At 61.2% G+C, this 20,819-nt stretch carries 37 protein-coding genes; 8 read left to right on the top strand and 29 right to left on the bottom strand.

Annotation, left to right across the window (positions count from 1 at the left end; genetic code table 11):
* The 29 genes from H7828_RS07295 to H7828_RS07155 all read right to left on the bottom strand — a co-directional run bounded on the left by H7828_RS07295 (position 1) and on the right by H7828_RS07155 (position 17,952).
* Positions 1 to 423, bottom strand: a complete 423-nt coding sequence (locus H7828_RS07295; protein WP_226780343.1) for a hypothetical protein — start codon at positions 421 to 423, stop codon at positions 1 to 3.
* The gene (locus tag H7828_RS07290) at positions 420 to 1,445 is read right to left on the bottom strand and encodes a phage minor head protein (RefSeq protein ID WP_226780342.1); all 1,026 of its coding nucleotides are present in this window, start codon (positions 1,443 to 1,445) and stop codon (positions 420 to 422) included. The genes H7828_RS07295 and H7828_RS07290 overlap by 4 nt, the downstream gene beginning before the upstream one ends.
* A gap of 3 nt (positions 1,446 to 1,448) precedes the next feature.
* Positions 1,449 to 1,832 (bottom strand): hypothetical protein, encoded by a 384-nt coding sequence (locus H7828_RS07285; protein ID WP_226780341.1) that lies wholly within the window; start codon positions 1,830 to 1,832, stop codon positions 1,449 to 1,451.
* Positions 1,829 to 2,230 (bottom strand): hypothetical protein, encoded by a 402-nt coding sequence (locus tag H7828_RS07280; RefSeq protein WP_226780340.1) that lies wholly within the window; start codon positions 2,228 to 2,230, stop codon positions 1,829 to 1,831. Before H7828_RS07280 ends, H7828_RS07285 begins: the two co-directional genes overlap by 4 nt.
* Entirely contained in the window at positions 2,230 to 2,565 is a 336-nt protein-coding gene (locus H7828_RS07275; protein WP_226780339.1) for a hypothetical protein, read from the bottom strand. Before H7828_RS07275 ends, H7828_RS07280 begins: the two co-directional genes overlap by 1 nt.
* A gap of 5 nt (positions 2,566 to 2,570) precedes the next feature.
* On the bottom strand, positions 2,571 to 3,104 hold the full coding sequence (locus H7828_RS07270; RefSeq protein ID WP_226780338.1) for an HNH endonuclease signature motif containing protein: 534 nt from the start codon (positions 3,102 to 3,104) through the stop codon (positions 2,571 to 2,573).
* Positions 3,105 to 3,202: 98 nt separating this feature from the next.
* Positions 3,203 to 4,150 (bottom strand): DUF2184 domain-containing protein, encoded by a 948-nt coding sequence (locus tag H7828_RS07265; protein ID WP_226780337.1) that lies wholly within the window; start codon positions 4,148 to 4,150, stop codon positions 3,203 to 3,205.
* 14 nt (positions 4,151 to 4,164) lie between these two features.
* Positions 4,165 to 4,605 (bottom strand): structural cement protein Gp24, encoded by a 441-nt coding sequence (locus H7828_RS07260; protein WP_226780336.1) that lies wholly within the window; start codon positions 4,603 to 4,605, stop codon positions 4,165 to 4,167.
* A gap of 3 nt (positions 4,606 to 4,608) precedes the next feature.
* Positions 4,609 to 5,787, bottom strand: a complete 1,179-nt coding sequence (locus tag H7828_RS07255) for a DUF2213 domain-containing protein (protein ID WP_226780335.1) — start codon at positions 5,785 to 5,787, stop codon at positions 4,609 to 4,611.
* Positions 5,784 to 7,586, bottom strand: coding sequence for an anti-CBASS protein Acb1 family protein (locus H7828_RS07250; protein WP_226780334.1), 1,803 nt, complete (start codon positions 7,584 to 7,586; stop codon positions 5,784 to 5,786). The genes H7828_RS07255 and H7828_RS07250 overlap by 4 nt, the downstream gene beginning before the upstream one ends.
* Entirely contained in the window at positions 7,586 to 8,989 is a 1,404-nt protein-coding gene (locus H7828_RS07245) for a PBSX family phage terminase large subunit (protein WP_226780333.1), read from the bottom strand. The genes H7828_RS07250 and H7828_RS07245 overlap by 1 nt, the downstream gene beginning before the upstream one ends.
* The gene (locus H7828_RS07240) at positions 8,979 to 9,380 is read right to left on the bottom strand and encodes a hypothetical protein (protein WP_226780332.1); all 402 of its coding nucleotides are present in this window, start codon (positions 9,378 to 9,380) and stop codon (positions 8,979 to 8,981) included. Before H7828_RS07240 ends, H7828_RS07245 begins: the two co-directional genes overlap by 11 nt.
* Before the next feature lie 338 nt (positions 9,381 to 9,718).
* The gene (locus tag H7828_RS07235; protein WP_226780331.1) at positions 9,719 to 10,300 is read right to left on the bottom strand and encodes a KOW domain-containing RNA-binding protein; all 582 of its coding nucleotides are present in this window, start codon (positions 10,298 to 10,300) and stop codon (positions 9,719 to 9,721) included.
* A complete protein-coding gene (locus H7828_RS07230; protein ID WP_226780330.1) occupies positions 10,293 to 10,466 on the bottom strand; it encodes a hypothetical protein in 174 nt (57 codons plus the stop codon). Before H7828_RS07230 ends, H7828_RS07235 begins: the two co-directional genes overlap by 8 nt.
* Positions 10,467 to 10,468: 2 nt before the next feature.
* Positions 10,469 to 10,675 carry a hypothetical protein gene (locus H7828_RS07225; RefSeq protein ID WP_226780329.1) on the bottom strand — a complete coding sequence of 69 codons (207 nt, stop codon included), beginning with the start codon at positions 10,673 to 10,675 and terminating at the stop codon, positions 10,469 to 10,471.
* Positions 10,650 to 10,823, bottom strand: a complete 174-nt coding sequence (locus H7828_RS07220) for a hypothetical protein (RefSeq protein WP_226780328.1) — start codon at positions 10,821 to 10,823, stop codon at positions 10,650 to 10,652. Before H7828_RS07220 ends, H7828_RS07225 begins: the two co-directional genes overlap by 26 nt.
* A complete protein-coding gene (locus tag H7828_RS07215) occupies positions 10,820 to 11,044 on the bottom strand; it encodes a hypothetical protein (protein ID WP_226780327.1) in 225 nt (74 codons plus the stop codon). The genes H7828_RS07220 and H7828_RS07215 overlap by 4 nt, the downstream gene beginning before the upstream one ends.
* Positions 11,041 to 11,661 (bottom strand): hypothetical protein, encoded by a 621-nt coding sequence (locus H7828_RS07210; protein WP_226780326.1) that lies wholly within the window; start codon positions 11,659 to 11,661, stop codon positions 11,041 to 11,043. Before H7828_RS07210 ends, H7828_RS07215 begins: the two co-directional genes overlap by 4 nt.
* A complete protein-coding gene (locus tag H7828_RS07205; protein ID WP_226780325.1) occupies positions 11,658 to 12,011 on the bottom strand; it encodes a hypothetical protein in 354 nt (117 codons plus the stop codon). Before H7828_RS07205 ends, H7828_RS07210 begins: the two co-directional genes overlap by 4 nt.
* 8 nt (positions 12,012 to 12,019) lie before the next feature.
* Positions 12,020 to 12,364, bottom strand: coding sequence for a hypothetical protein (locus tag H7828_RS07200; protein WP_226780324.1), 345 nt, complete (start codon positions 12,362 to 12,364; stop codon positions 12,020 to 12,022).
* Positions 12,357 to 13,301 carry a DUF7146 domain-containing protein gene (locus H7828_RS07195; protein ID WP_226780323.1) on the bottom strand — a complete coding sequence of 315 codons (945 nt, stop codon included), beginning with the start codon at positions 13,299 to 13,301 and terminating at the stop codon, positions 12,357 to 12,359. The genes H7828_RS07200 and H7828_RS07195 overlap by 8 nt, the downstream gene beginning before the upstream one ends.
* Positions 13,298 to 14,806: a DEAD/DEAH box helicase gene (locus H7828_RS07190; protein WP_226780322.1), complete on the bottom strand. Its 1,509-nt coding sequence runs from the start codon at positions 14,804 to 14,806 to the stop codon at positions 13,298 to 13,300. Before H7828_RS07190 ends, H7828_RS07195 begins: the two co-directional genes overlap by 4 nt.
* Positions 14,803 to 15,255 (bottom strand): helix-turn-helix domain-containing protein, encoded by a 453-nt coding sequence (locus H7828_RS07185; protein ID WP_226780321.1) that lies wholly within the window; start codon positions 15,253 to 15,255, stop codon positions 14,803 to 14,805. Before H7828_RS07185 ends, H7828_RS07190 begins: the two co-directional genes overlap by 4 nt.
* The gene (locus tag H7828_RS07180) at positions 15,252 to 15,485 is read right to left on the bottom strand and encodes a hypothetical protein (protein WP_226780320.1); all 234 of its coding nucleotides are present in this window, start codon (positions 15,483 to 15,485) and stop codon (positions 15,252 to 15,254) included. Before H7828_RS07180 ends, H7828_RS07185 begins: the two co-directional genes overlap by 4 nt.
* Positions 15,482 to 15,718: a hypothetical protein gene (locus H7828_RS07175; RefSeq protein ID WP_226780319.1), complete on the bottom strand. Its 237-nt coding sequence runs from the start codon at positions 15,716 to 15,718 to the stop codon at positions 15,482 to 15,484. The genes H7828_RS07180 and H7828_RS07175 overlap by 4 nt, the downstream gene beginning before the upstream one ends.
* A 382-nt stretch (positions 15,719 to 16,100) precedes the next feature.
* Positions 16,101 to 16,889, bottom strand: coding sequence for a DUF2303 family protein (locus H7828_RS07170; RefSeq protein ID WP_226780318.1), 789 nt, complete (start codon positions 16,887 to 16,889; stop codon positions 16,101 to 16,103).
* Positions 16,882 to 17,199, bottom strand: a complete 318-nt coding sequence (locus H7828_RS07165; protein ID WP_226780317.1) for a hypothetical protein — start codon at positions 17,197 to 17,199, stop codon at positions 16,882 to 16,884. Before H7828_RS07165 ends, H7828_RS07170 begins: the two co-directional genes overlap by 8 nt.
* 34 nt (positions 17,200 to 17,233) lie before the next feature.
* Positions 17,234 to 17,404, bottom strand: coding sequence for a hypothetical protein (locus tag H7828_RS07160; RefSeq protein WP_226780316.1), 171 nt, complete (start codon positions 17,402 to 17,404; stop codon positions 17,234 to 17,236).
* Between the two features lie 68 nt (positions 17,405 to 17,472).
* On the bottom strand, positions 17,473 to 17,952 hold the full coding sequence (locus H7828_RS07155; RefSeq protein ID WP_226780315.1) for a GIY-YIG nuclease family protein: 480 nt from the start codon (positions 17,950 to 17,952) through the stop codon (positions 17,473 to 17,475).
* Between the two features lie 261 nt (positions 17,953 to 18,213).
* Here H7828_RS07155 and H7828_RS07150 point away from each other — a divergent pair, with 261 nt between their 5' ends.
* The 8 genes from H7828_RS07150 (at position 18,214) to H7828_RS07115 (ending at position 20,793) form a co-directional block, all read left to right on the top strand.
* A complete protein-coding gene (locus tag H7828_RS07150) occupies positions 18,214 to 18,561 on the top strand; it encodes a helix-turn-helix domain-containing protein (RefSeq protein ID WP_226780314.1) in 348 nt (115 codons plus the stop codon).
* Between the two features lie 361 nt (positions 18,562 to 18,922).
* Positions 18,923 to 19,405, top strand: coding sequence for a pentapeptide repeat-containing protein (locus tag H7828_RS22825; RefSeq protein WP_281070699.1), 483 nt, complete (start codon positions 18,923 to 18,925; stop codon positions 19,403 to 19,405).
* Positions 19,406 to 19,460: 55 nt separating this feature from the next.
* Positions 19,461 to 19,637 (top strand): hypothetical protein, encoded by a 177-nt coding sequence (locus H7828_RS07140; protein WP_226780313.1) that lies wholly within the window; start codon positions 19,461 to 19,463, stop codon positions 19,635 to 19,637.
* Between the two features lie 2 nt (positions 19,638 to 19,639).
* Positions 19,640 to 19,936, top strand: a complete 297-nt coding sequence (locus tag H7828_RS07135; RefSeq protein WP_226780312.1) for a hypothetical protein — start codon at positions 19,640 to 19,642, stop codon at positions 19,934 to 19,936.
* Positions 19,933 to 20,217, top strand: coding sequence for a hypothetical protein (locus H7828_RS07130; protein ID WP_226780311.1), 285 nt, complete (start codon positions 19,933 to 19,935; stop codon positions 20,215 to 20,217). The genes H7828_RS07135 and H7828_RS07130 overlap by 4 nt, the downstream gene beginning before the upstream one ends.
* Positions 20,214 to 20,423 carry a hypothetical protein gene (locus H7828_RS07125; RefSeq protein WP_226780310.1) on the top strand — a complete coding sequence of 70 codons (210 nt, stop codon included), beginning with the start codon at positions 20,214 to 20,216 and terminating at the stop codon, positions 20,421 to 20,423. The genes H7828_RS07130 and H7828_RS07125 overlap by 4 nt, the downstream gene beginning before the upstream one ends.
* Positions 20,420 to 20,635 (top strand): hypothetical protein, encoded by a 216-nt coding sequence (locus H7828_RS07120; RefSeq protein WP_226780309.1) that lies wholly within the window; start codon positions 20,420 to 20,422, stop codon positions 20,633 to 20,635. The genes H7828_RS07125 and H7828_RS07120 overlap by 4 nt, the downstream gene beginning before the upstream one ends.
* On the top strand, positions 20,632 to 20,793 hold the full coding sequence (locus H7828_RS07115) for a hypothetical protein (RefSeq protein WP_226780308.1): 162 nt from the start codon (positions 20,632 to 20,634) through the stop codon (positions 20,791 to 20,793). The genes H7828_RS07120 and H7828_RS07115 overlap by 4 nt, the downstream gene beginning before the upstream one ends.
* The last annotated feature ends 26 nt before the right edge of the window (positions 20,794 to 20,819 follow it).

Here is a 20,819-nt window from a genome sequence, read left to right as displayed (position 1 = left end):
TCAATCTCCCGCTATCTTTGCTGCGTTCCGGTCGTTGATCGCCTGCCACTGCATTAGCGCCTCTTCCATGAAGAACGCCCCCTGCTGATTGAAGGTCCGCCCACGGCTGTCGGTGCCGACGAAACCGGAGTGGACGCGCCGCGCATAGGCGACGGTCCAGCCCGCGCTGAAGGTGTCACCCATCTCCATACCCGCCACGGTCGCGACATAGGCGGCAGGACCGGTCAAGCTGGTGCTGCCGTTCAGGCCCGACGAATAGCTGTTGCGAAGGAAGCCCTTATCGACGGGAAGGCGGCCGCCCTTGGCTTTAGGCGTCTGCGCGATCTCGCTCACGTCCTGAATGGACTGCTTCACCACGAGGGCGACGTTCCTCTTTGCCTTGGCTGTCCATTTCGCCATATCGGCGGCGCGATACTTGGTCATACCGCCATGCTCAGCCAGTCAACGCGGATCGGCATGTAGCAGCGGCAATTTATGGTGTCGGCACCTCCCGCGCCCAGCGAGGTATCGCCAGGGTGGCGCATCCGCGCGCCGGTCGGGCTGAGGAACACGCCGTCAATCCCGGTCGTCTGACCCTCCATCGCCATATGGCTGTTCCGGGTGCGGGCATCGCCGGTCGCGTCCCATTTCTTCACGATGGCATCCGCTGGCACCTGCCCGCTGTCCACAAGCTGCTGCATCCCTTCCAGCCGTCCCGCGTTCATCGCCTTCACCGTCTCGGTCCTCGCGATCCGGTCGCCGCGCAGTTGCAACAGCCGGTCGGAATACCGCCCCGCGATCCGGTCAATGTCGGCCTTGGTGAGCGGCTTTCCATCTCGGATCGCCCGCTTGACCGTGCCATCAAAGCGCCGGTCCCTGCGTTTGCGGGTGAAGTAGTTCGGATCGCCCTGCGCCAGTTCATCCCGCGCGCTGCTCACTGCCCTCGCCTGGTCGCTGTGCAGCCCCACAAGGCCGCCTCGACGCTTTCCAGTGGAACCGGGCCTGCCGATCAGGTCACGCGCCGTTGTGTCAGCCCCCTGCCCCCGTTCGGCGCCATAGCGAACCGCCTCGGCAATCACTGTGCGCTGATCGTCAAGGATCTCCGTTATCAGATCCGCGCCCAGACGGCGAAGGAATGCCTCGACCCTCGGCAAGCGGCCTTGAAACCTCACGATCAGCGGCCCGCCCCCGCTTGTGGGGATGCGCTTTGGGAGCGTACTCAACTGATACGTTGCCCCCGCCCTGAATGCCTCGTCTATGGATTGATCAAGCGGCGCGAAGAACTCCGGGCCAAGGCGCAGCGCCTCCATGATACCCTGAATATCGCCGCGCTCGATTGCTGCCTCAACCAGCCGATACTGCGAAACCGACCGCACATCAGCGATGGCTTGCAAGAAGGCCCGGCGCACCTGCGGCTCCATTTTCTTGACGGCCTCGGCAAAGGCGCGGCGGGTGTCGCGTGGCATCCGTCACCCCCTCACATTCAAGACGTAGAGCACTGCACCACCGCCGGGCGAAACATGCGAAAGCGGCGGCACGATTTCCCGCTCTACACCATCCGCCCCGCGAAACCTGTCACCAACCTGCGGCACAATGGCAAGGTCAGGCACCCCCACAAGCAACCTCTGATCGTCAGCCTTGATCAGCGTTCCGTCGATCTGGCGGGCATCCCATCGGCTATAGACCACAGTGCATGAATGCTCCGAAGGTGTTCCCGGCGACTGGTTGTAACTTGGCCCGGTTGGCGTACCCGCCCGGATGATGACTGCCATCGCGGGGGTTCCGTCGCCAGTCTCCGAACCGGCCTCTTGCAACCCGGCCAGAACATCGGCTGCAATCTCGGCGGCACTCATACCACGTACACCGCAGGCATACCCCAACGGGTCAACGGCATCAGCAAGGCATCGATGGCGGGCGACATGGGCAGCATTCCATCCACGCCACGGACGCCGCTGTCAACCGGCGTCCACTGGATCGCATCCACTTTCGTGAGTACCTTGGCCTGCGAACCGGTGAACGTCTTGGACCAAAAGCCCGGAGTCGCAAGTTCGTAACCGGCTGCGATATAGGTTGCCTCGACAATCGCCGGGTCGGCCTCGTCAACATCGCCCATGCGCAGCACATACCGGGTGCGGATATAGTCGCTGGCCCGCGTCAGCGCGGCGGTAGCGTCAGCGCCCGACGCATCCGCCGGAGCGCTGTTCCCCCGCGCCGTGGCATAGGCGCGCCAGTCGTCGATGTTGCCGTACATCAGCCCGCCGTTGCCGCGTCGATCTCGTCAGCGGTGACTTTCTCCATGCCCTCGGGCATCAACAGGTTGACCGCCTCGACCTTCGGCTTTCCCGCCTTGGTGAAATCATCGCTCGACAGGCCAGCAACAGCGGCGCGGATGGCGGCGTTGCGGTCGGTGTCATCTTCAACAGCGCCGTCCTCGACCAGATCGCCTGACACAAGCCAATGCTTGATGATCGGGTTCGCCTTGTGGCGGGTCAGGGCGTCGTTGCTGATCTCAAGCGTACCCATGGCCGGGACGATGGTTTCCGGGTCAAGGCCAAGATCGCTTTTTGTCGTGTTGGTCAGTTGCATGATGGTTATCCTTTTGTGTGCGTCGAGTAATCGGCGAACATCTTAAGTTCAGCCGCTTTACGTGCTGCGATTGCATCGCCCAGATCGGTGAAGTTTCCGAGAAGGTGGACTTTGCCGTCCTTTTCAATGCGAGCGTGCCACTTGCCGGTTGCTTTCGTCATTGAGACGCCCTTGCATCCCGACTTATTTGCTTTGCTCGGAGAGCCGTTAATGTTGTTTTGACTGCGCGTCGCCATGCGAAGGTTTGCCCAGCGATTATCACCGCGATCTCGGTTGATATGGTCCATGTCCATCCCTGCCGCGGGCCATTCCCCGGTCATGAATAGCCACGCCAGATGATGGGCGCGATAAACGCGTCCGAATATCTTAATCTGGTTGTACCCATCCTTGTCTGTACCAGCTATATCGCCGGGATGAATCTTTCTGCCGTGAGCGTTGGTTTCAATCCGCCACCGCAGAATGCCGGTGTCAGGATTGTACGAGAGCAGTTTGCCCGCTTCCTCACGTGTGAAATTTCGTCTAATACGAACGTCAGCCATTCCTCGATCCTTTCACGATCAGGTTGGTTAGGGGACCGGTGTGTTGACGCACATTCGGCCCCCATTTCTTTTCACACAATCAATGCTATAGCTATGATTTACAGGCCATCACCATAGCTGATCGCCTTGGGTAGGCGCACATCCACACCACCCAGGCGGAACACGCCGGGGATGGTGAATTGCAGCCCTTCCATCTGCACCGGCAGGAAGCGGTGCGGCATCGGGAGGTGCAGCTTCAGCACCTCGGGCGAACGGCGATAGGCGATCATCCGGGCGGTGCCGCCCGCACCCTTGGTCAGCAGGCCGCGCTTGCCCCGGATCATCAGCGGCTGGCCGGTTTGCGCCGTGTAGACGTTCGCTTTCTGGATGAATTCCAGGATGGTCAGGCCGGTGTCGGTCAACCGGGTGGACGCGATGTAGTTGAAGCGCTCAGTCGGCAAGATCAGCGTGTCGGCCAGTTCGGTTTCCTTGGTCGTGGTCACGATGCCAGTCAGCAGCGCGTTCACGTCGCGAATGATCTGGTCGGGCGTTTTGGTGGACCACGCCGTCGCCGATCCGGTGCCGTCTGCGGCAACCGACGCGGCAGGAACCCCGGTATAGGCATAAAGGCCTTCGAAGCCCTTGGTGGTGTCGCCGTTCAGCGCAATCTCGTACACCATCTGCTCATAGGCACGGCGGGCCAGCCCGGCCTTGGTGCTGTCGAGGGCCACACCCAACAGCCGGGCCTGGTTGATTTCCTCATAGCCGTAGCTGTAGCCGATCCCGGCAGTATAGACCGCCGTCTCGTGCTGGTTCATGCTGGCGCCGACGACGGGAATATCTTTGCCATTGCCGTTGATCCAGCCAGCCTTGCCCGCGCCGTCCATCGAATAGTAGGTGACGGACTTCGCCCACTCGCCAGCGGACGTATCCACCGGGACCAGTTCGGCATAGTTGAGTTCCGGGTAGCGCAGCGCATAAACGCCCGCCTCGATGTGCGAGGTCTGCTTCTGGGCAAACCCCAGCGACGCCTGCATGGCATCGTTGAATTGCGTGTGCATGGTCATCTTTTGGGGCCTCCTTAGCCCAGACGGATCGCGACCAGTTCGTCGGCGGCGCCGCTGGTCTCGAAGATTGCGCCGGGAATGGCGAGGTTGTCGGTGGAGGTGTCGGTGAATTTCCCGGAACCCCCGGCGACACGCATGTAGACCGCCGCACCGGCCACAACGGTATCAAACGCCGTGACCCAGATGACGCCCTTGGTCATGACCAGGGCGCTGTCAGCAACGGCGAATTCATCGTCGGTGGTCGATTGGTCGCGCACGGTGATGCCGCGCACCACATCGGCGGCAGCGCTGGCGGCAATGACCTGCTTGTCGGCGGTTCCCTGCTTCACGGCCTTGCCAAAGCCAATGGCAGCGGTTTGAACTTCACGGCTGATCAGCACGTTGGGTTCGGTGTTCGCGATCATGCCTTCAAAAGCCACCGGCATGTTGTCGAGATATGTGGATTGCACAGCCATGGATCAGGCCTCCTTTGCGGTGGCAAGCGCGCCACGATAGGCGGCTTGCATGTAGGTCAGGTTCGCGGCGTAGGCCTCATCTGCCACGTTCGCGCCAATCGCGGGCTTCAAGCCGCCCTTCATGCCGTCCGCGAAGGGGTCGGCCTTGTCGGCATCCTCGGCCAGGATGTCGAACCGGGCGTCGATATAGGCCTCGGACTTGTCGGCCATGGTATCGCCCAGCTTGGCCACGACAACGGCCTTGCGGATCGCGGCGTCGGCAATGCCATCGGTCTTCACGTCAGCCACGATGGATTTCGCCTTGCCGATCAGGTCGGCGCGTTCGGCCACCCGCTTGTCAAGATCGGCATCGGACATGACCTCGCCCTTCGCCTCATCGCGTTCGGCCTCGGCCTTGGCGATGGCGGCGTCCTTGGCTGCGATTTCCTTGGCGTGTTTCGCCTCGGCATCGGTCATCGCCTTGGCGGCGTCGGTGATCTGCCCTTGCAGCTTTTCCAGTGCCTGCGCACCTGCGTCAGTCGTCACGACGGAAAGCCCGTCGATCAGGACCGTGCGCGTGTTGATGGCATCTGCCATGATAACGTCCTTTCGGTCGGTGATCGGGGAAGCGCCCCATCGCGCGCGGTCTTTCCCGCCGTCATGCGCACCGTCACCGATGCGAAGCTGATCGCCACCGCGAGCCTTACTCACGATAGCCATGTGATTGATGCGGATCGGCCCGGACTGAACCGCCTGATAGGGCGTCCCGTCCGGCGCCACGCCGTCCTGCATGGTGATCGGGGTGGTGTACCCCATCGAAACCTCTCGGGCGCCGTCCTGCACCGCCGTGATCGCCGCTGCGTCCATCAGGCGGAACGGCACCTTGACGAATTCGCCATCACGGGCGATTTCATCGCCGATATCGCCCACCGCATGGTTGCGCCAGTTATCGGCGGTCACCTGCTCGGACGGGTGGCCAATGGTCACCGGCTTGCCCGCGAAAGTGGCGAGACTGTCCTTATGAAACACGGCGGATTCGGGGCGATAGACGGTCACAGTTGCCCGGTCCATCAATCCCAACTCGCTACCCAGGTACGACTGGCACCCCGTTCGCGCGCACCGCACCTCGCCCACCAGGTAGCCATCGGCGGTCTGGCGCATCCCGGTAATCGGCGCATTGTCGGTGAAGTTGATTTCGGTCATGTTTCCTCGATCCCCTCATCCCAATCCTCGTTGACCTCCTGGAACACCTCCGGCCCCAAAATGATCGGCCCTTGGTATGGCTCGACTTCCGCCAAATCCGGTGCGTCAGGGTCATAGCTGATCGTGATATGAGGCTGATATTCGGGATGATCCCATGTCGCCCCGGCCTCCTTGATCCGCTCGTGGCGCCACCGCAGTTCATCGCTGGCGAACAGGAGTACGCGAGCCTCGCCGAACTTCTCCATCAGCCTCGCACCACCGGGCGCGACCTCAACCTTGGGCTGCCAGCTTTCACCGGCTGCCATCCAGTCCACGGCGGCGCGACTGTACGCGATGGTGACATGCATGTCGTGCGCGGGCAGCGTCGTCTTGAACCCCTGCACTTTGGCCCACCGGATGATCTCCTTGGCGTTCAGTACTTTGCGATGAACGTAGAGGGTGCGCGGCGCAGCGTCGGCGACTGGCAATTCATCACCGCCAGGCCCCATGTCGTCAGCCCCGCCATCGGCCGGAAATTCTTCGGCGTAGCCTTCCAATCCAGGGAACGCGCCGCTCTCGGTAAGGGCATTGACCAGCGCTGAACCAGCCGCCTCGGTCGAAACCGCGTCCATTTCCAGCGCGGTCTTCATTGTATCGGCGCTGATCTTTCCAACCTCGGCCCGCTCCTTGGCCGTGGGCTGCCAAAGCGGTCGCCAAGTGTAATGCAGATCGTCGGGGCGGTCGCCAAGCGCCGAACGGATCAGGCATTCGTCCAAGACCGCCATGGCGGGCTGCATGTGCAACGTTTGCTGCACCTTGATCCTGTCGTAGTAATTGCGAACGTCGCTCTCTCCGGTCGCGTTCAGGCCCCCCGGCGACTGCATGAAGAACATGGTCATCGGGATACCGACAGCAGCGCTGGCAAGCTGCATGAACCGGTCCAGAACATCCGGCAACCCGCCGAAGCTGGCAGATTTCTGCTGATATTCCTCCATTGCATCAAGCAGGAGCATCCCGTTGATGCCCTTGGCCGCGCCAGCCAACGTGAGACGGCGCAAAACCTCTGCCTCGTATGCCTGGCCGCGCTGTTGCAGGTTCTGCATCAGGTCTTTGACCTTGACCACGTCAACCTTGGCCTCATAGAGCAGCGTATTGACGTTCGCCGCCCCCTCATCCACCCGGCGCAGTGCGTCCAGCATACCGGGCAGTACAGAGCCGCCCCAGCCGTTCTGCGCGTCGTACCCGGCGTTGTCGGCCAACGGCGCTGTGCCGTGCATGATGACCAGCCGCGAAGGATGGATCTGCAAACTTCCCGATGTTTTGGTATTGACCGACCAAACACTCGGCCCGCCATACCCCGGCGAGGTTACATCGTCGTCATACGCCCCAGCAGACAGAGAATGACGCGCAAGGATGGTAAGGTACTTCACCCCGCCCACCCCGAGGTGCGCGGGGTTCAGGGGAGCCAAGAGATTCTTTTCGCCCGTCCCGATCAGGATTGCCGCGCCCCCGAACAACCGGGCAAGTCGCCGTGCCTCAAAAACCTTTCCGCGAACATCCAGCCGGGACTCTTCAGCTTCGATCTTGGTGATGGCAGTCGCTTCCGCTTGCCACTCCCGCCACTCCCGGCAAGCGTCCTCTGCGGGCAGGTCGATGGCCCGCGCGATCATCCGGGACGCCTTGTAGGCGGCAAGAAACTGCGCCGGGTCATCCAGAGGCATCGTGTATTGCGCCTGCCACCCCTTGTCACGGGACGTTCCCATGCCTGAAACAAGGTTGGTGAGGCCGTCAGTTGTGAGGCGAAAGTGCGGTTTTGCCATCAGATAGCGCCTGTATACGTTAGGGTCGCGGCCATGCACGGGAAAAACGCCATGTTGATCGCATCGGCCAGGTTGGGGGATCGCGCGCCGTCAGGCTGCTTATCCACCATCGTTTTTCCGGTGCCGCTGGTCTTGTGCTGCGGCTGCGTCAGTTCTTCTTCGATCTGCGCTAGGTTCGGCAAATCGGCGGGCAAGTCGATCATCATTTCAGGATCATAAGGCTTTCCCCGCGCGGCCTTGTGGCTGTTCTCAAACCGCTTTCGCAGCGAAAACCACGCCTGTGCCTTGAGGTTCTGGTACTGATCCTTGTTCAGCGGGCTTTGCGGGTTGTTCGGCTCAATGCGTCCATCAGGGTCAAGAACTGAAGCGCCGCCCGACCACGGGTGCCATTTGAAGCCATCCGGCTGCTCGCTACGGCGCCCCATGGATGCCCATTCGCCCGTGACGCCTTCACCCACCCCCACACTATCGTAATAGGCCTCCCTGACCCCCTGCGCAGCCGCCAAGCGGGTTGCCTTCTGTGTCGTTATCGCGGTGTCCAGCCCGTTCCATGGCGTGACGCTCAACAGCGAGATACCCTTGCGGATCGCGAGGGCGTTTTCATCGCCTCCATCTTCGCCGCCCGCCACGTCCAGGGCCGCGTATTTCCTGCCGGTTACCTCAATGTCCAACTTCGCAGCTATGCCGATGGCCGATTTTACCCAAGCCGCCGGAATAACAACCTTCGACCCTACACTTTCGTACTCGCCCAGCCATGTGTGCGGGTAGCCTTCCGGGTCGTTTTCCTTGGCGTCCTCTGCCGTACGCTTCATCGGCCCCGGTAAAAACGGGTTATCGGTGTAGTTCGCCCGCACCACGATGGCATCGGCGCGCGGCCCCTTGGCGCTGCGCAACAGACGCTCAATCGGATCGGAGCGCCTGCGGGGGTTCCAGCTCGCCCAGATTTGCGACCCCTCGGCCCGGATTGTAGGTATCAGCAGATCAAGGCTGCGCTGCGAAAGGCTTTGCGCTTCCTCAACCCATGCAATGTTGAAACCTTCCAGCGACTTCACGCTATCGGCGGTGTGGTCCTGCATCCCGACAAAGATGCACATGCCGTTCCCGCCGATCCGGCGGATTTCGGTTTTCAGCACATCGAACAGATGGCCGACGCCGAATTCCCGGATTTTGGCTTCGATCAGCTTCTTTGCGGATAGAGCAAGGCTTTTCTGGATTTCTCGGATGCAAACGACGCTGCAATCGGGATCGGCCACCATAGCCTCAACCACCATACCCGCCATTTCGTGGGACTTACCGCTCGCCCGGCCACCCCATACACCCTTGTACCGGACAATTCCCCCCGATGGCGTCTTGTCTGCCTGCAACGGCAGCGCCCATCGGGGGGTCGCAATCTCAATCTCCATCCTTCGGATCGATAACGCGCCGTGTGATAATCTGCGGCGTCATGCTGCCGTCGCTGCTGGTCAGGTCCATGCCCTGCACCGGCTTCCCATACCCACGATCCAGAAGGGCGTTGGCGGCACTGACGCGCGCCGCTTCGCTTTCCCCGCTCATAGCGATCTGCGCTAAGCTCTTAATGGCCTTCTCACCATAAGCCTTTGCCAGTTCGCTGATCGTTGCCTGCTCCTGCTTCGTCGCCGCTGACCGGCTACCCTTCGGGCGACCGGCACCGGGGCGCTTTCCGCCGCGTCCAGTCGCCATATTGATATCCTTTGATTTTTTTCGTTTCCCCGACAGGCACCCACATTCCCCGTAGGAAATGCCACGCGGCCCGAGGTTGACGCTTTCGCGCATGTGGATTTTACGGGCCTGTCAGGACGCCCGCCAAGGAGTGCCGCTTGGTATGAATGCAGCCAGCGCCCGCTGTGTGATCGGGTTAGGATCGGCGGGCTGCTGGCCTATCTGCCCCGGTCCAGATGCAACGACAAATGGCGGGGCGGAATTTGGTGCGGGTCTTTCCCCGCCTGTCAGACAATGCCCGATGTACGGGATAATGGAATTGCAAAAGCACCCCGCTGTGTAAATCGGAGGCCTTGAGCCATCCCGACTGCGGGGTTACGACCGCCGCCAGAAGCCGAACTTCCGGGAACCAGCGATGCCTGCATCGTAGCACCCCTTTCAAAACCGCGCAACTACCTGATTGCAACCTTATCCGGGTCGACGTTGAGCGTGGTCGGGCGCCCGAAAACATGAACCTCAACCCGCAACTTGGCGTAGTCGTCGTGGGCTTTCTTGACCGCCGCCTGGAACGTCGCGTCGAACCCTGCAAACGGTCCATCCAGAAGCTGCAACGCCTGCCCCGGCAGATACTGGCACTGGTATTCGCTGTTGTCCCTGCGTCGGGCGGCGTCGGCATACTCGGCCTCTACCGCTTCCTTGAACTGCCGCAGACCCGGAACCGCTGGCACCTTGGCCATGTCGCCATGGTTGCGCTGGTAGGCTGGCACACCGTCAATATCGCGCTGGCGCAAGGCGAGCGGCTTGCCAATAACGTGCTTGAGATTGAACACGTCGCGCCAGTAGATCGCGGGAATGACGCAGAACATCAGCTTGGGAACATAGGCACGGTCATACCATACGGCTTCCCGCTTCTCCTTGATGTAGCGGCTGGCCAGCAACCTCGGCACCCACGGCTTGAGGCCCATGGCGATGATCTCGGCTTCAACCTCGAACTCCCTGCCTCGCGTCGTGTTGATCGCGTAAGTGTCAGTCATGCCCCGCATCCCCTCTGTGCTGCCCTGTGGTGGCCTCTGGGGCCGTCTCGGGGGTGTCGTCGCCCCTACCCCTGCGCACCGTCACAAACGCCCACGCCTTGCGCTCTGCGGGCTTCATGCCACGGATAGCGGCCTCGCCCTTCCAGTCGTCGTTGGTGGTGGTCATGCTCACTCCTGGTTGACCGGCGCCTGAAGCCGCAGGCAGTCGCCCGACACCCACGATGCGCCGGACGCAATGCACTCAGACCGCGCCGCGCTTGCTCGCTTTTCCGACAATGAAATTCCGCCGAAGAGCATTGCGAAAAATGCCAACCCGAAGATCACCATCCACGCGATAACGGCGTTCTCTTCACGAAACATAATCTTGGCCCTCATCTTTGGGGTTCTCTTCTGGGGTGGTGTTGCGCATGTCAGGCGGCAGGACGCCAAGCGCCTTCGCCGCGCACTCAAGGCTCACGATGCTGTACTTGCCCCGCATGATGGCCCGGACCAAGCGGAAGGATAGTTCGTCGTATGAGGTCATTTCAGCGCCTCCCTTGCGGCCTTAGCCATGCGTCGAACGGTTCCGTTTGCGCTCGCTGTTTCCATGGCGGCGATCTGGCGAAGCTTGTCTCCGAGGATGAACGAACGGGCCTCGCTGCGCTCCTTCGATACTGCCAAGAGGGCGAAGCTGTTGCGCTCAGCCCGCGCCCGGCTCAGCGCGCCCCCACTGATCCAGTCCGCTATGCGCTCGCGGTACGTCATGCGTAATCCTCCGGGCGTTCCAGCCGCTTGCGGCATGGCGGTATCCAGTCGAAACGCGTCTGCCCGGTGCGGTTATTTTTTTGCCAGATCAGCCAGCAATAGGCCGTGGCTGTGCTACCCTTCGCAGACAGGCACCCCCTGTGCATCACCACGCGTTCGGAAAACTGCAGAATGTCGGTGGGCGGCGTGACGCTGAACAAATCGCGGTAACGCCCGATCCCCTCAAGAAACGCGCTGCGAACAATCATTGCAACCCCGTGGCGGCTAGAGTCGCGGGCCTGAACAATAAACTCCTTCGCCAGACGGAAAGGCGGGTTCGTGATGGTCCAATGGACAACGTCAGAGGGTTCGGAAAGGTAATCCTGCACCGGGAACCCCGCGCCGTAATCGTGGATATCCGACCCCACCACCTCCCGGAAATATCCACGAAGCGGCTTTACCATGTGACCACGGTTTGCGGCGGGTTCGCGGCATGTCATTTCCCCGGTCCGGTATCCTTGATCTACGATCCACTCGCACAGCGCGCGGGTGGCCCACGGGGGCGTCGGAAAATCATCTAGGCTGTCGTGCGGCTCACTGCGCTGCTGCATCACCGCGCTGCTGGTGTTCTGTGTCATGCCGTCCACTCCGCCATCTTCTCCGCCCACCTCGGGCCACGGCGAAACAGCGATGCCTGCCTGCCGTCGATAGACAGACGCTCAGCCGCGCCAGTGCCAACCATGTTGAGGAGGCACTTGTTGACCGCTTGCGGGTCCACGCCCGCCCGCCGGCCGATTTTCACCGAGCCGGACCATTGCCCCGTCAGCGCCTTCGCCACCGCGACCGTCAGGCCAGTCGGCTTGCGCCCGCCGCGCCGCTTGGATGCGTCAACCGTCGCCTGATTGAACATGCCGGGGAACTCCTGTTCGAACCGGGCGAGGGTCTGCCCAGCCGATACCGCCATGGCCTTTGCGAGGGCTTCCTCCATGTGCGGGGTCATATCCGTGCCTCGAAAGCGAAAGGTATGTCATCCCCCATATCGTCAGACGGGCGCCCGCCGCTGCCGTAGGACGATTGCGCGGGCCGCTGTTGGCGCTGCTGCCCACCGCCCGAACGGTCATTTTCGAAGATGGAAACCATGACCCGATCACCCGACCGACCACCGGTTTCAGCGGCAAGGGCCTGCTGCTGCAACAGAACCCCCGCAAGGTTCACCGAGGGGTCAAGAAGGGCATATTCACCGTTCTGGTTGCTCATGATTACACCGACCTCGGTGTACCGGTTCTTCGTTTCGCCGTCTTTCTGGTATTGGCCCGTCTTCGCCATCAGTCGCTTAACCATTCGATTTTCCCTTTGTGTAATCATCCAGCCAGTCTTCCCCCTCCACGGGTGGAATGCTGATCGTCGTTGAAATCCCCTTGACCCGCAGGCGGTGCGACAGCGCGTAAGCCGCCGCATGCCCGCCGTGCTTCGGGTCGTTGTCCCCAAAAATCGCCACTTCGTCGCAGCCTTCGGGCGGTTGCCACTTGGCAAGCATGGCGCTGTTGATCGCGGCCCAAACCGGAACGCAGAAGATCACCGACGCGGCCAGCGCCGTTTCGATCCCCTCGGCGATGCCAAGCGTTCCCGTGGTGAATTCGGAAAGCCGAACCGCCGAACCGTCAGGGATTGCCCCCGGCATCAGCTTCCTTGCCGACGCCATTTCAGCCTTTGCCTTGCCATCAGGGCGAATGAACGTCCGGTGAACCGTCACAGGCTTGCCGTCAGGCCCCGTGACCATAGCCAGCATGCAGGGGCGAACACCGCCCTCCCCGTCGCGCACCGCCGCACCGAACCGCAGCGCCTTGGGATAGGCCAATTCGCCAAGCCCCCGCGCCGCAAGATACCGGCCCGCCAAATCGTCAGGCTGCACCACGCTGCTTGCCCGCCAGAGGTTGTTCAACATGGCCCGGCGGTCCTCGTCGGTCAGCGCAGGCTTGGGCGGCGCATCCGTGCCGACCTTGTGGTTGCCCAGGATCGCATCAACCCGCGCGGCGGCATCCCGGAAATCAAGGCCAAGGAACCGCTCAACAAAGGTCATTCCCCTGCCCGGCTCGCACTGGTTGCAATAGAACGATCCGCTGCCATCCTTGTTATCGAACCGGAACCGGTCTTTCCCACCGCAAAACGGGCAAGGCCCGAGGCGATCATGCAGGAAGGTTTCAGGCACACCGAGTTCCAAAAGGATGCCGCGCCACTTGCCATTCGCGGCCTCGTTCGTCGGGCGATGGTACGTCATGCCGTCACCCCGCTTTCTTCGGCCTTCTGCTTGGCTTTCACCCATGCAATGCGGCGGGATTTCTCATAGTTCAGGAAGGCTCGGTCAGCGGGCATCGCCACGTCCTCAAGGCCCCTCGGCCACACCCCGAACCGTTCGCGGTACTTGTTCGCCGCCCAGCCGATCTTGTAACCGCGATCACCCGCCAGCCAAATCGCCATGGAATAGAACCGCTGCTTTTCCTCTTTGGTGGCGACCTTCACCTTGCCTTCAATCATCGCAAGTTCGCCTTCGGCATGCTCAATGCCCGGCGGTGCTTTCCGTTCTTCACCGCAGCACGGGCAGACCTTTCCAGTGAACAGCGTGGCGCAGGCGGTGCATTCCTTCGGCAGCTTTTCGGCCCGCTCGACGGGCTTCTTGTCCCCCGGCTTCGTCCGGTCCAACTTCTCATGGTGAATGTCGGTTGGCAGACCGAGGCGCAGGGCATTCCCGGCATGATCCAGAAACAGGCAATCCTCCGTTCCGGGGTTCACCCGCAGGCCGCGCCCCCACCGCTGGACATGAAGCATTTCCGATTGCGTCGGGGCGGCGTCGATCACACAGGACACAGGCAGGTCAACGCCGGTCGTCATGGTGCGAACGGAACAGATCACCCGAATTTCGCCTTCAATGAAGCGACGGTTGATCAGCCTGCGTTCGATGGCGTCGGTGTAGGCATCCACATAGGCGGCGGAGATACCGGCCCGCTGGAAGTCGCCCATCATCGCCTGCGCATGCGCACAGTTCACCCCGAAGGCCAGCGTCGGGCGGTCCTGACCCTTTTCAAGCCATGTCTCGACAACCCCGGCCATGATCTTCGCATCGCCCATCGCCTCGGCCAGCGCGGCTTCAACGTACTCGCCACGGGCGATCTTAACGCCCGAAAGGTCCGGCACATGCGGGGCATACGCGGTGAACTGTGATAGAAAACCTGCCTTGATCAGATCGGCGGTCGTCGCACCGATCACCAGATCATCCCAAACAAGACCCATGCCCTTTGTCCAAGGCGTTGCCGAAAGCCCGATGAACACGGCGTCGGGGGTGTCCCTGATCAGGTCCACCATCGCCTTGTACTGGATATGCGCCTCGTCCACGATCACCAGCGCGGCTTCGGGTACGTCACGCCGGATAAGGGTCTGGATGGATGCCACCTGTACCCTTGCCAGCGGGTCAGTACGGGCGTGGTCCGCCTGGATCACGCCAATGTCACGAATGCCCTCGCGCTCGAACGCCGAAACGGTCTGGTCAACAAGGCTGATCGCAGGGACCGCGAAGATAACCCGGTTGCCTTTGGCCAGGGCGCCTTCAACCATATGCGCGGCGCACAGCGTCTTACCGCCACCGGTCGCCAGTTGGAAAACTACCCGCTTATTGCCCTTTCCAAGAGATTGACGGATGCCTTGGATGCCAGCGGCCTGATACCCTCTCAAGTCCTTCTTCTTGGACAGGGCTGCTTCGGCTTCGAACTGGTGGAACAGATCATTCATGACGCACCGCCAGAAACAAGTTTCAGGTCGGAGAAGGTTAAACCGCGCGCGCGCGATCTCTTATCCGCGCGCGAAGTGTGATCCTGCGTCACACGGTGCCGTGTTTGGTGAGAGTCACACGGTGCCGTGTGATCCTGCGTCACACGGTTGCGGCTCTTTTGGGGGGCCTTTATCCCGCCTTCCAGAGGGGCGAGAATGTACAATCTGCGATCCCACTGGCCCTTCTTACGAGGCTCGGTGACGACCGAAATAAGGCCCTTGCTGGCCAGCGAAACGATACGCCGGTTCACCGTTTCGCGAGTTACTCCGACCTCATCCGCGATCTTCTGCTGGGAAATGTCGCTGCGCCCCCAGCGAGGGGAATGGGCGCGGGCGAGCGAAAGTAAAACGGCCTTCTCGGTCTGGGGCAGATTTTGAGCAATGGCCCATTTGACGGCGGCGGCACTCATGCCACACCCCCGGCATTTTCAGCCAGCTTGCGGGCGAGGTCGCCAAGCGATTGCCAGTTCTCGGGTTGTTCCCGTTGCGCGGACTCCGCGCGGTCATTATGTTGATTCAAAGTCGTGATCCTTGGGTAGTAGCTTGGATTGCGATCAGGGGTCGTCGGCGTTGGTAGCGCCTTCGGCCCCGCTTCGTTTTTGGCACAATTCGCCTTGTTTTGCAAGGGTTTGGTGGTCATATCGCTCCCCCGCGAACCGCTTTCGCGAATGCCTCGGCCTCGGCCACATCGCGGATAATCGCAGCGTGACCGCGCCACCGGCCAAAGAACGCCACCTGAAAATCCGTGAGCGGGGCTTTCGGGCCGTCCTTGACTTCGATGCAGTATGTGCGGCCCTGGAACCCGACCAGCGCATCAAGCGGCTTGTCGGTCGCTTCCACGTCCAGACCGAAGGCGCGCAACGTGGCGAACACGTCAGGCTCATTGGCATCGCGCTTTGCCTTCTGGGGTGGCTTCCACCTAGCCATGCGGCAATTCTCGGCGCTTCCCGTTCCGCCCCGGCACCGCCCTCTTGGCGCGCAGAATTTCCATCTTTCGCGTCAGCCCAAGTTGAGCCTTTTCTTCATCGCCACGCTCACGACATGCGTTGATCCAGCCGTCGCATTCCTCGGGGGTCATGAGTGTCGCGGCCTTTGCCTCTGCGTGTGGGTCAGTCATGCACCACCCCCGAAAAGCGGGCGACGGGACTTACCGCCGCCCGAGTTTTCGGGGGTTGCATCGCGGCAAGCCTGACCCGTACAGGCCGGGAGTGGAGAAGAAGCGAACCAATGCCGCGAATGGGTGTGTGTCACAGATTCACCCCACCACGTAGATCGGCAAATTGATCTTGAGATCGGCTTTCAGCACGTCAACGCACCGCTCGAAAGCCTCACGAAGCACTTCATCCTTGTCGTGCATCTCGACCTGAAACCGCAGCGAACCATCCTCGATCCGGTATCGGATCATGAATTTGATCTTTTGCGGCTCCATGCCCCGATAGACCGGCGCGAATATGACGAAATGATCCGGCAGGGTCACACCCCCGCGAACGTCGTTGTCCTCGACATATTGGAATTGCCGGGAACCATCGTGTAGGCGGGTGCTAGATTTGAACGACACCTTTTTGGTGGCATCAAATTTCATGACCATTTCCATCACGTCGGCGGCGTCAGGAAACACAACATCGACGGCGCGATCTTCGAGAAACAGGCCGAACTGCACCTGTGCCAGAGGCTTTCCGCAAATGCTCATCCACGCTTTTACCTTGTCGGAAAGCTGGGCCTCGAAGCGGGCCAGATGCTCCTTATGAGACGGCACCCCCGGCGCGTCGCCGTCGATCACCGCCGCGATCTTCGCGCCCGCGTAGTCCGCCGAAACCATTGTCCATTCAGTTGAAAATCGGTTCAGATATTCTGCCAGCGCCGCCACGGCGACGAACTTGTGATTCGCCCGGTGGCGGTCTGGCGTCTCTTGGTATTTCTCCAAGGACTCGACGCTGTAGCCCTCTGGGATCGCCGCGAACTGGCCTTGGCCAGCAGGCGTGAAGGCGATGCCATTCGCCGTGTGAGCCGCCAGCGCGGCTTGGAATTCTGTCAAATCAACCATTCGTTTTCTCTCCCATCAGACCGAGTTGCGTCATTTCCGGCGCCTGGCGTGTCAGATCGCCATCGCGCCCCATGAAGAAGAAGGATTGCCCAAAGCTGATTTGCGGCGCTTTCGCCGTCACCTTGGCCGACGCTGCAAAACCAAGTTCTCCGTTCGGCGCGACTTCCAGCGTGACCGTCACAGTTCCTTTTTTTCCCGTGCGCTGAACTGCTGCGATCACGTCGCGCAATTGTTGATCCGCAATCTCGACAGGCAAGCCGCCGTCGATCCTGCCAACTGCCATTAGAAAATGGCTGTTTCCTTCATTCATTTGGTCGTCTCCTTTGTTAAAAGTGAAATTTTGCTCATGCCCCCGCCCCCAACCCTTCCAGCCCGCACAGGCCAAACCCGGCGGACGATATCAGCGGGGATGAACTGCGCTTGGTGCTGCGAAAGCGGTGGGTCCAGTTTTTGGACGCGCAGACGCCGCGCACGGATTGCCAGCTTGCGCCGATGGCTGTTGCGGCCTCGGTCATGGTGCAATCCAACCCGATAGGGTCGCAGTGCTGCCAGACGCGGAATGCGAGGGCTTCGCGGGCCGGGGTCATGCTGCGCCTGCCTTTCCGGCGGCGCGCTCTTCGCGGTCACGCTCTCTCATCCAAGACCTTGCCCGGCTTGCAGTGCCCATTGTCAGGTCTTTCCCCGACACTATGGCGTTCCAAGATTTGCCGTTAAGACAGGCGTTCTGCATGATGGTGGAAGGCTTGAGGCCGTGCCTTTTCCCGAAGTCCACAACCTCGGCAGCGAATGCCGCGATTTCGGCGCACAAGAAACCATGGTCAGAGACCGGCGCCGTTTTGTGGTTCTTGTTGTGGACCGGGTTATGTTCGCTGATCCAATACCGCTCTGCGGCTATGGCGATTTCGCGGGCGTCGAACCACTGCACCTCGACAGATGCGACCTGCGTGTACCAACTCGACCCCGACTCGTGTTGAGCGATCCTGCGGCAGGGGTCACATGTCACCCCCACATACAGAAGCGCCCCATCGGCGTCATAGTGGCGGTATAGGGCTGTGGCGGTCATTGGGCGTTAACCTTTTCAGAGGCTTGCCCTTGAACCCGCGCCGCAGTGTTCGCATGTCTTACACCATCGGTGGATTTCATGCCGAACAATTCAGGAGGGCAGTCAATGGACGCCTCAGCGCAGAGACGCTGCATTACGACGAACCAAGACGGCGGGAACCTCTTCCCGACGACAGCATTGCTGATGGCAGTCGGACCGACATTCAGGGCCTCTGCCATTTTGGACCGCCCCACGGCGTCCGCGATATTCTGAGTTGTGACCATGCAATCACCATATCCACCAATGGTGGACACAGTCAATACCACAATTGGTGGTTTGCCGCGATACCGACCGATGGTGGATTATCAGGGCATGACAGACCGCCCTAATTATTCCGAGATCGGCCAGCGCCTTGCGGCAATCCGCATGGCATTTTCAGACCTAAGCCAAAAGGCTTGGGCCGAGAAGAACGGCTTCAACCCCACCCAGTACAACAACTGGGAAACCGGCGTTCGACGTATCACCGTGGATGCCGCAGAAGTGCTGATGGACAGGTACGGGCTAACGCTCGACTTTATCTATCGTGGCAGGGTTGACGGCTTGTCCGAGAAAGCCTTGAAGGCGCTCTGACTGCACCTACCCATGTGCTTGATGACATGATCCAGGGTTAGCCCTTCCTGTTCGGCTACCTCGATCATGCGGTCTAATCGTTCGTCAACTTCCTTCATTTCATTCCCCTAATCGCCCGGCACAAAGATAGAACCTCGGCCTGATGGCGCAAGCGCGTTCTCGCTGGCTGAGAATTATCTTCCACCAAACGTGGATTCATGCTTGACGTGTCCACCATTGGTGGATAACTTCATCATCAGACGGCCACCCCGGCCACCGCAGCGTATCAGACGATAGCGCGAAAATCTGGACCGAGTTTGTTCCAGCGCAAGGACGGGGCGGTTTGGACCAACGGCGCACAGCGTCAGAGAGGGAGACGAGAATGCAGTACGAAATCCGCAACCGGTGGACCGGCGCTGTGCAGTTCGCGGCAGTAATCGACTGCGCCCCCTCTGCGCCGGATAGCGTGAAGCGCGGCCTCGCCGTCAAATGGGCTTTGAGAAATGATGCCGACCTGTGCGATGCCAACCTGCGCGGTGCCAACCTTCGCGGTGCCGACCTTTGCGATGCCAACCTGCGCGGTGCCAACCTTCGCGGTGCCGACCTTTGCGATGCCGACCTGCTTTGCATGGGCAACATGCGGGAAGTCCGCACCATGCAGATCGACAAGTGGCCTATCGGCTACACTGCCAGCGATCTGCAAATCGGGTGCCAGCGCCACGCCATAGACAAGTGGCGAAAGTGGAATTCCGAAGCGGGCCTCAAGTGGGTGGCGCAGATGGACAGCGACGCCTTGTCTTGGGCTGACCGTAACCTAGCGCTTGTTTTGCAGATCATCGACGCCAACCCGGCAACCACCACCTGATCCATCGCCAGCCGCCCCGCGCGGGCGTCTGCACCATGGACCAAGGAGAAACACCATGACCATTTACATCACCCGCAAGGGCACGGCGACTGACGATCTGTACCGCGCCGCTGCCATCGCCGCCTTTCAGCGCAAATCCGTCACGCTCAAGATGCCGCGCAGTGACGACGACATGCCCCCGCCCGCAGCCCCGGCCCTGCCCGTGCAGGTGACGATGGGTTTGGGATCGTGAGTATGCCTGACTGGATATGGGCCGCTTCTGACGCGCACCACACTGAGAACAGGCAAGGGGATTGGCATGTTGATGCTGCGGTGACCCGAGGCGCTGAATACGTCCGTGTAGACGTCACCCGTCTAAAACTCGTTGCGGCTATCGAGGTGGGCGAAGAACTAGCAAAGTCCACCAACGCTCGGATGTTGGTGGCTTCGGGCACCACGGCACTGACCAAACGCGCAATGGAGATCGCTATCCGCCAGACCCTCGACGCCCGGAATATCTGGGATAACGCCAAGAGCGAGGCCAAGCCATGACCTGCCCCACCTGCAACGACACCGGCTGGTACAGCGAGCGCACACAGCGCGTTTACGAAGCCGCCCCGCGCGTCACTGGCTACTGCGATTGCCAGTATGGCCGTGACCGCGCCCGCGCTGAAATCGCCGCCCGCGAAGCCTCGCAGAAGCGCGAAGCCGCAGCACAGGAGTGGGCCGACATGCGGGTTGGATCGTGGGAATACGACGATGTGACCGACGGTCTGGTTTACAAGCCGCATCCCCTCATGGTGGCGGAACGTGCAGCGGGGGCCGCGCAATGAGCGTCAACATATCCATGCACAGTGCCACTGCCATGAATGCCATGAGCTTTCCCACTGCTAGCGGCATGAAGGCAGGCACCATGACGATTTACGACGCTGATGGGGCATACATCAGCATCTACTCTGAGAATGGCGCAGCGCTTATTGCCGCTGCCGACGCCTTTAACGCGGCCATAGCCGCCGCCGCTGCGGATGCCGAGCAATGATCGGCCTCGCCAACCTCACCCCGACGCAGCAGGCGTATATCGCCAGCCTCAACCATTCCCGGCTCGACCGGGCAACAGGCGGGGGCGGTTGCATCCTCCCCGATCATGCCCCCGCCAAGAAAGACGCCGCCCTGCTCTCCGCTCACGGAACGACCTGGGGCCAGCCTATCAACCGCGCTGAAATCGCGAAAGCCGAGAGGATGAACACATGACCACGCTCGACGCTCTGAAACGGCTGAACGAAGCCGCCTATGACGCGCTCAAGGCCAGCAAGCGCGATGCCGCCGTGCCGCGTGATGTGCTGGCGCAGATTGCCAGCCGCACCGACGCGCTTGTTGACGGCTATCCGGCACAACAGGTGGCGTCATGAGCGCCCCGGAACGGATTTGTGCGCAG

The organism is Oceaniglobus trochenteri, assembly GCF_020529025.1.
Classification (GTDB): Bacteria; Pseudomonadota; Alphaproteobacteria; order Rhodobacterales; family Rhodobacteraceae; genus Oceaniglobus; species Oceaniglobus trochenteri.
Note: the sequence above shows the minus strand (reverse complement) of the source record. Positions and strands in the feature narration are given on the sequence as shown.

Coding starts and splice junctions, on each gene's coding strand:
- H7828_RS07295 (WP_226780343.1), bottom strand. CDS start 423: ATGACCAAGTATCGCGCCGCCGATATGGCGAAATGGACAGCCAAGGCA.
- H7828_RS07290 (WP_226780342.1), bottom strand. CDS start 1,445: ATGCCACGCGACACCCGCCGCGCCTTTGCCGAGGCCGTCAAGAAAATG.
- H7828_RS07285 (WP_226780341.1), bottom strand. CDS start 1,832: ATGAGTGCCGCCGAGATTGCAGCCGATGTTCTGGCCGGGTTGCAAGAG.
- H7828_RS07280 (WP_226780340.1), bottom strand. CDS start 2,230: ATGTACGGCAACATCGACGACTGGCGCGCCTATGCCACGGCGCGGGGG.
- H7828_RS07275 (WP_226780339.1), bottom strand. CDS start 2,565: ATGCAACTGACCAACACGACAAAAAGCGATCTTGGCCTTGACCCGGAA.
- H7828_RS07270 (WP_226780338.1), bottom strand. CDS start 3,104: ATGGCTGACGTTCGTATTAGACGAAATTTCACACGTGAGGAAGCGGGC.
- H7828_RS07265 (WP_226780337.1), bottom strand. CDS start 4,150: ATGACCATGCACACGCAATTCAACGATGCCATGCAGGCGTCGCTGGGG.
- H7828_RS07260 (WP_226780336.1), bottom strand. CDS start 4,605: ATGGCTGTGCAATCCACATATCTCGACAACATGCCGGTGGCTTTTGAA.
- H7828_RS07255 (WP_226780335.1), bottom strand. CDS start 5,787: ATGACCGAAATCAACTTCACCGACAATGCGCCGATTACCGGGATGCGC.
- H7828_RS07250 (WP_226780334.1), bottom strand. CDS start 7,586: ATGGCAAAACCGCACTTTCGCCTCACAACTGACGGCCTCACCAACCTT.
- H7828_RS07245 (WP_226780333.1), bottom strand. CDS start 8,989: ATGGAGATTGAGATTGCGACCCCCCGATGGGCGCTGCCGTTGCAGGCA.
- H7828_RS07240 (WP_226780332.1), bottom strand. CDS start 9,380: ATGCGCGAAAGCGTCAACCTCGGGCCGCGTGGCATTTCCTACGGGGAA.
- H7828_RS07235 (WP_226780331.1), bottom strand. CDS start 10,300: ATGACTGACACTTACGCGATCAACACGACGCGAGGCAGGGAGTTCGAG.
- H7828_RS07230 (WP_226780330.1), bottom strand. CDS start 10,466: ATGACCACCACCAACGACGACTGGAAGGGCGAGGCCGCTATCCGTGGC.
- H7828_RS07225 (WP_226780329.1), bottom strand. CDS start 10,675: ATGAGGGCCAAGATTATGTTTCGTGAAGAGAACGCCGTTATCGCGTGG.
- H7828_RS07220 (WP_226780328.1), bottom strand. CDS start 10,823: ATGACCTCATACGACGAACTATCCTTCCGCTTGGTCCGGGCCATCATG.
- H7828_RS07215 (WP_226780327.1), bottom strand. CDS start 11,044: ATGACGTACCGCGAGCGCATAGCGGACTGGATCAGTGGGGGCGCGCTG.
- H7828_RS07210 (WP_226780326.1), bottom strand. CDS start 11,661: ATGACACAGAACACCAGCAGCGCGGTGATGCAGCAGCGCAGTGAGCCG.
- H7828_RS07205 (WP_226780325.1), bottom strand. CDS start 12,011: ATGGAGGAAGCCCTCGCAAAGGCCATGGCGGTATCGGCTGGGCAGACC.
- H7828_RS07200 (WP_226780324.1), bottom strand. CDS start 12,364: ATGGTTAAGCGACTGATGGCGAAGACGGGCCAATACCAGAAAGACGGC.
- H7828_RS07195 (WP_226780323.1), bottom strand. CDS start 13,301: ATGACGTACCATCGCCCGACGAACGAGGCCGCGAATGGCAAGTGGCGC.
- H7828_RS07190 (WP_226780322.1), bottom strand. CDS start 14,806: ATGAATGATCTGTTCCACCAGTTCGAAGCCGAAGCAGCCCTGTCCAAG.
- H7828_RS07185 (WP_226780321.1), bottom strand. CDS start 15,255: ATGAGTGCCGCCGCCGTCAAATGGGCCATTGCTCAAAATCTGCCCCAG.
- H7828_RS07180 (WP_226780320.1), bottom strand. CDS start 15,485: ATGACCACCAAACCCTTGCAAAACAAGGCGAATTGTGCCAAAAACGAA.
- H7828_RS07170 (WP_226780318.1), bottom strand. CDS start 16,889: ATGGTTGATTTGACAGAATTCCAAGCCGCGCTGGCGGCTCACACGGCG.
- H7828_RS07165 (WP_226780317.1), bottom strand. CDS start 17,199: ATGAATGAAGGAAACAGCCATTTTCTAATGGCAGTTGGCAGGATCGAC.
- H7828_RS07160 (WP_226780316.1), bottom strand. CDS start 17,404: ATGACCGAGGCCGCAACAGCCATCGGCGCAAGCTGGCAATCCGTGCGC.
- H7828_RS07155 (WP_226780315.1), bottom strand. CDS start 17,952: ATGACCGCCACAGCCCTATACCGCCACTATGACGCCGATGGGGCGCTT.
- H7828_RS07150 (WP_226780314.1), top strand. CDS start 18,214: ATGCAATCACCATATCCACCAATGGTGGACACAGTCAATACCACAATT.
- H7828_RS22825 (WP_281070699.1), top strand. CDS start 18,923: ATGCAGTACGAAATCCGCAACCGGTGGACCGGCGCTGTGCAGTTCGCG.
- H7828_RS07140 (WP_226780313.1), top strand. CDS start 19,461: ATGACCATTTACATCACCCGCAAGGGCACGGCGACTGACGATCTGTAC.
- H7828_RS07135 (WP_226780312.1), top strand. CDS start 19,640: ATGCCTGACTGGATATGGGCCGCTTCTGACGCGCACCACACTGAGAAC.
- H7828_RS07130 (WP_226780311.1), top strand. CDS start 19,933: ATGACCTGCCCCACCTGCAACGACACCGGCTGGTACAGCGAGCGCACA.
- H7828_RS07125 (WP_226780310.1), top strand. CDS start 20,214: ATGAGCGTCAACATATCCATGCACAGTGCCACTGCCATGAATGCCATG.
- H7828_RS07120 (WP_226780309.1), top strand. CDS start 20,420: ATGATCGGCCTCGCCAACCTCACCCCGACGCAGCAGGCGTATATCGCC.
- H7828_RS07115 (WP_226780308.1), top strand. CDS start 20,632: ATGACCACGCTCGACGCTCTGAAACGGCTGAACGAAGCCGCCTATGAC.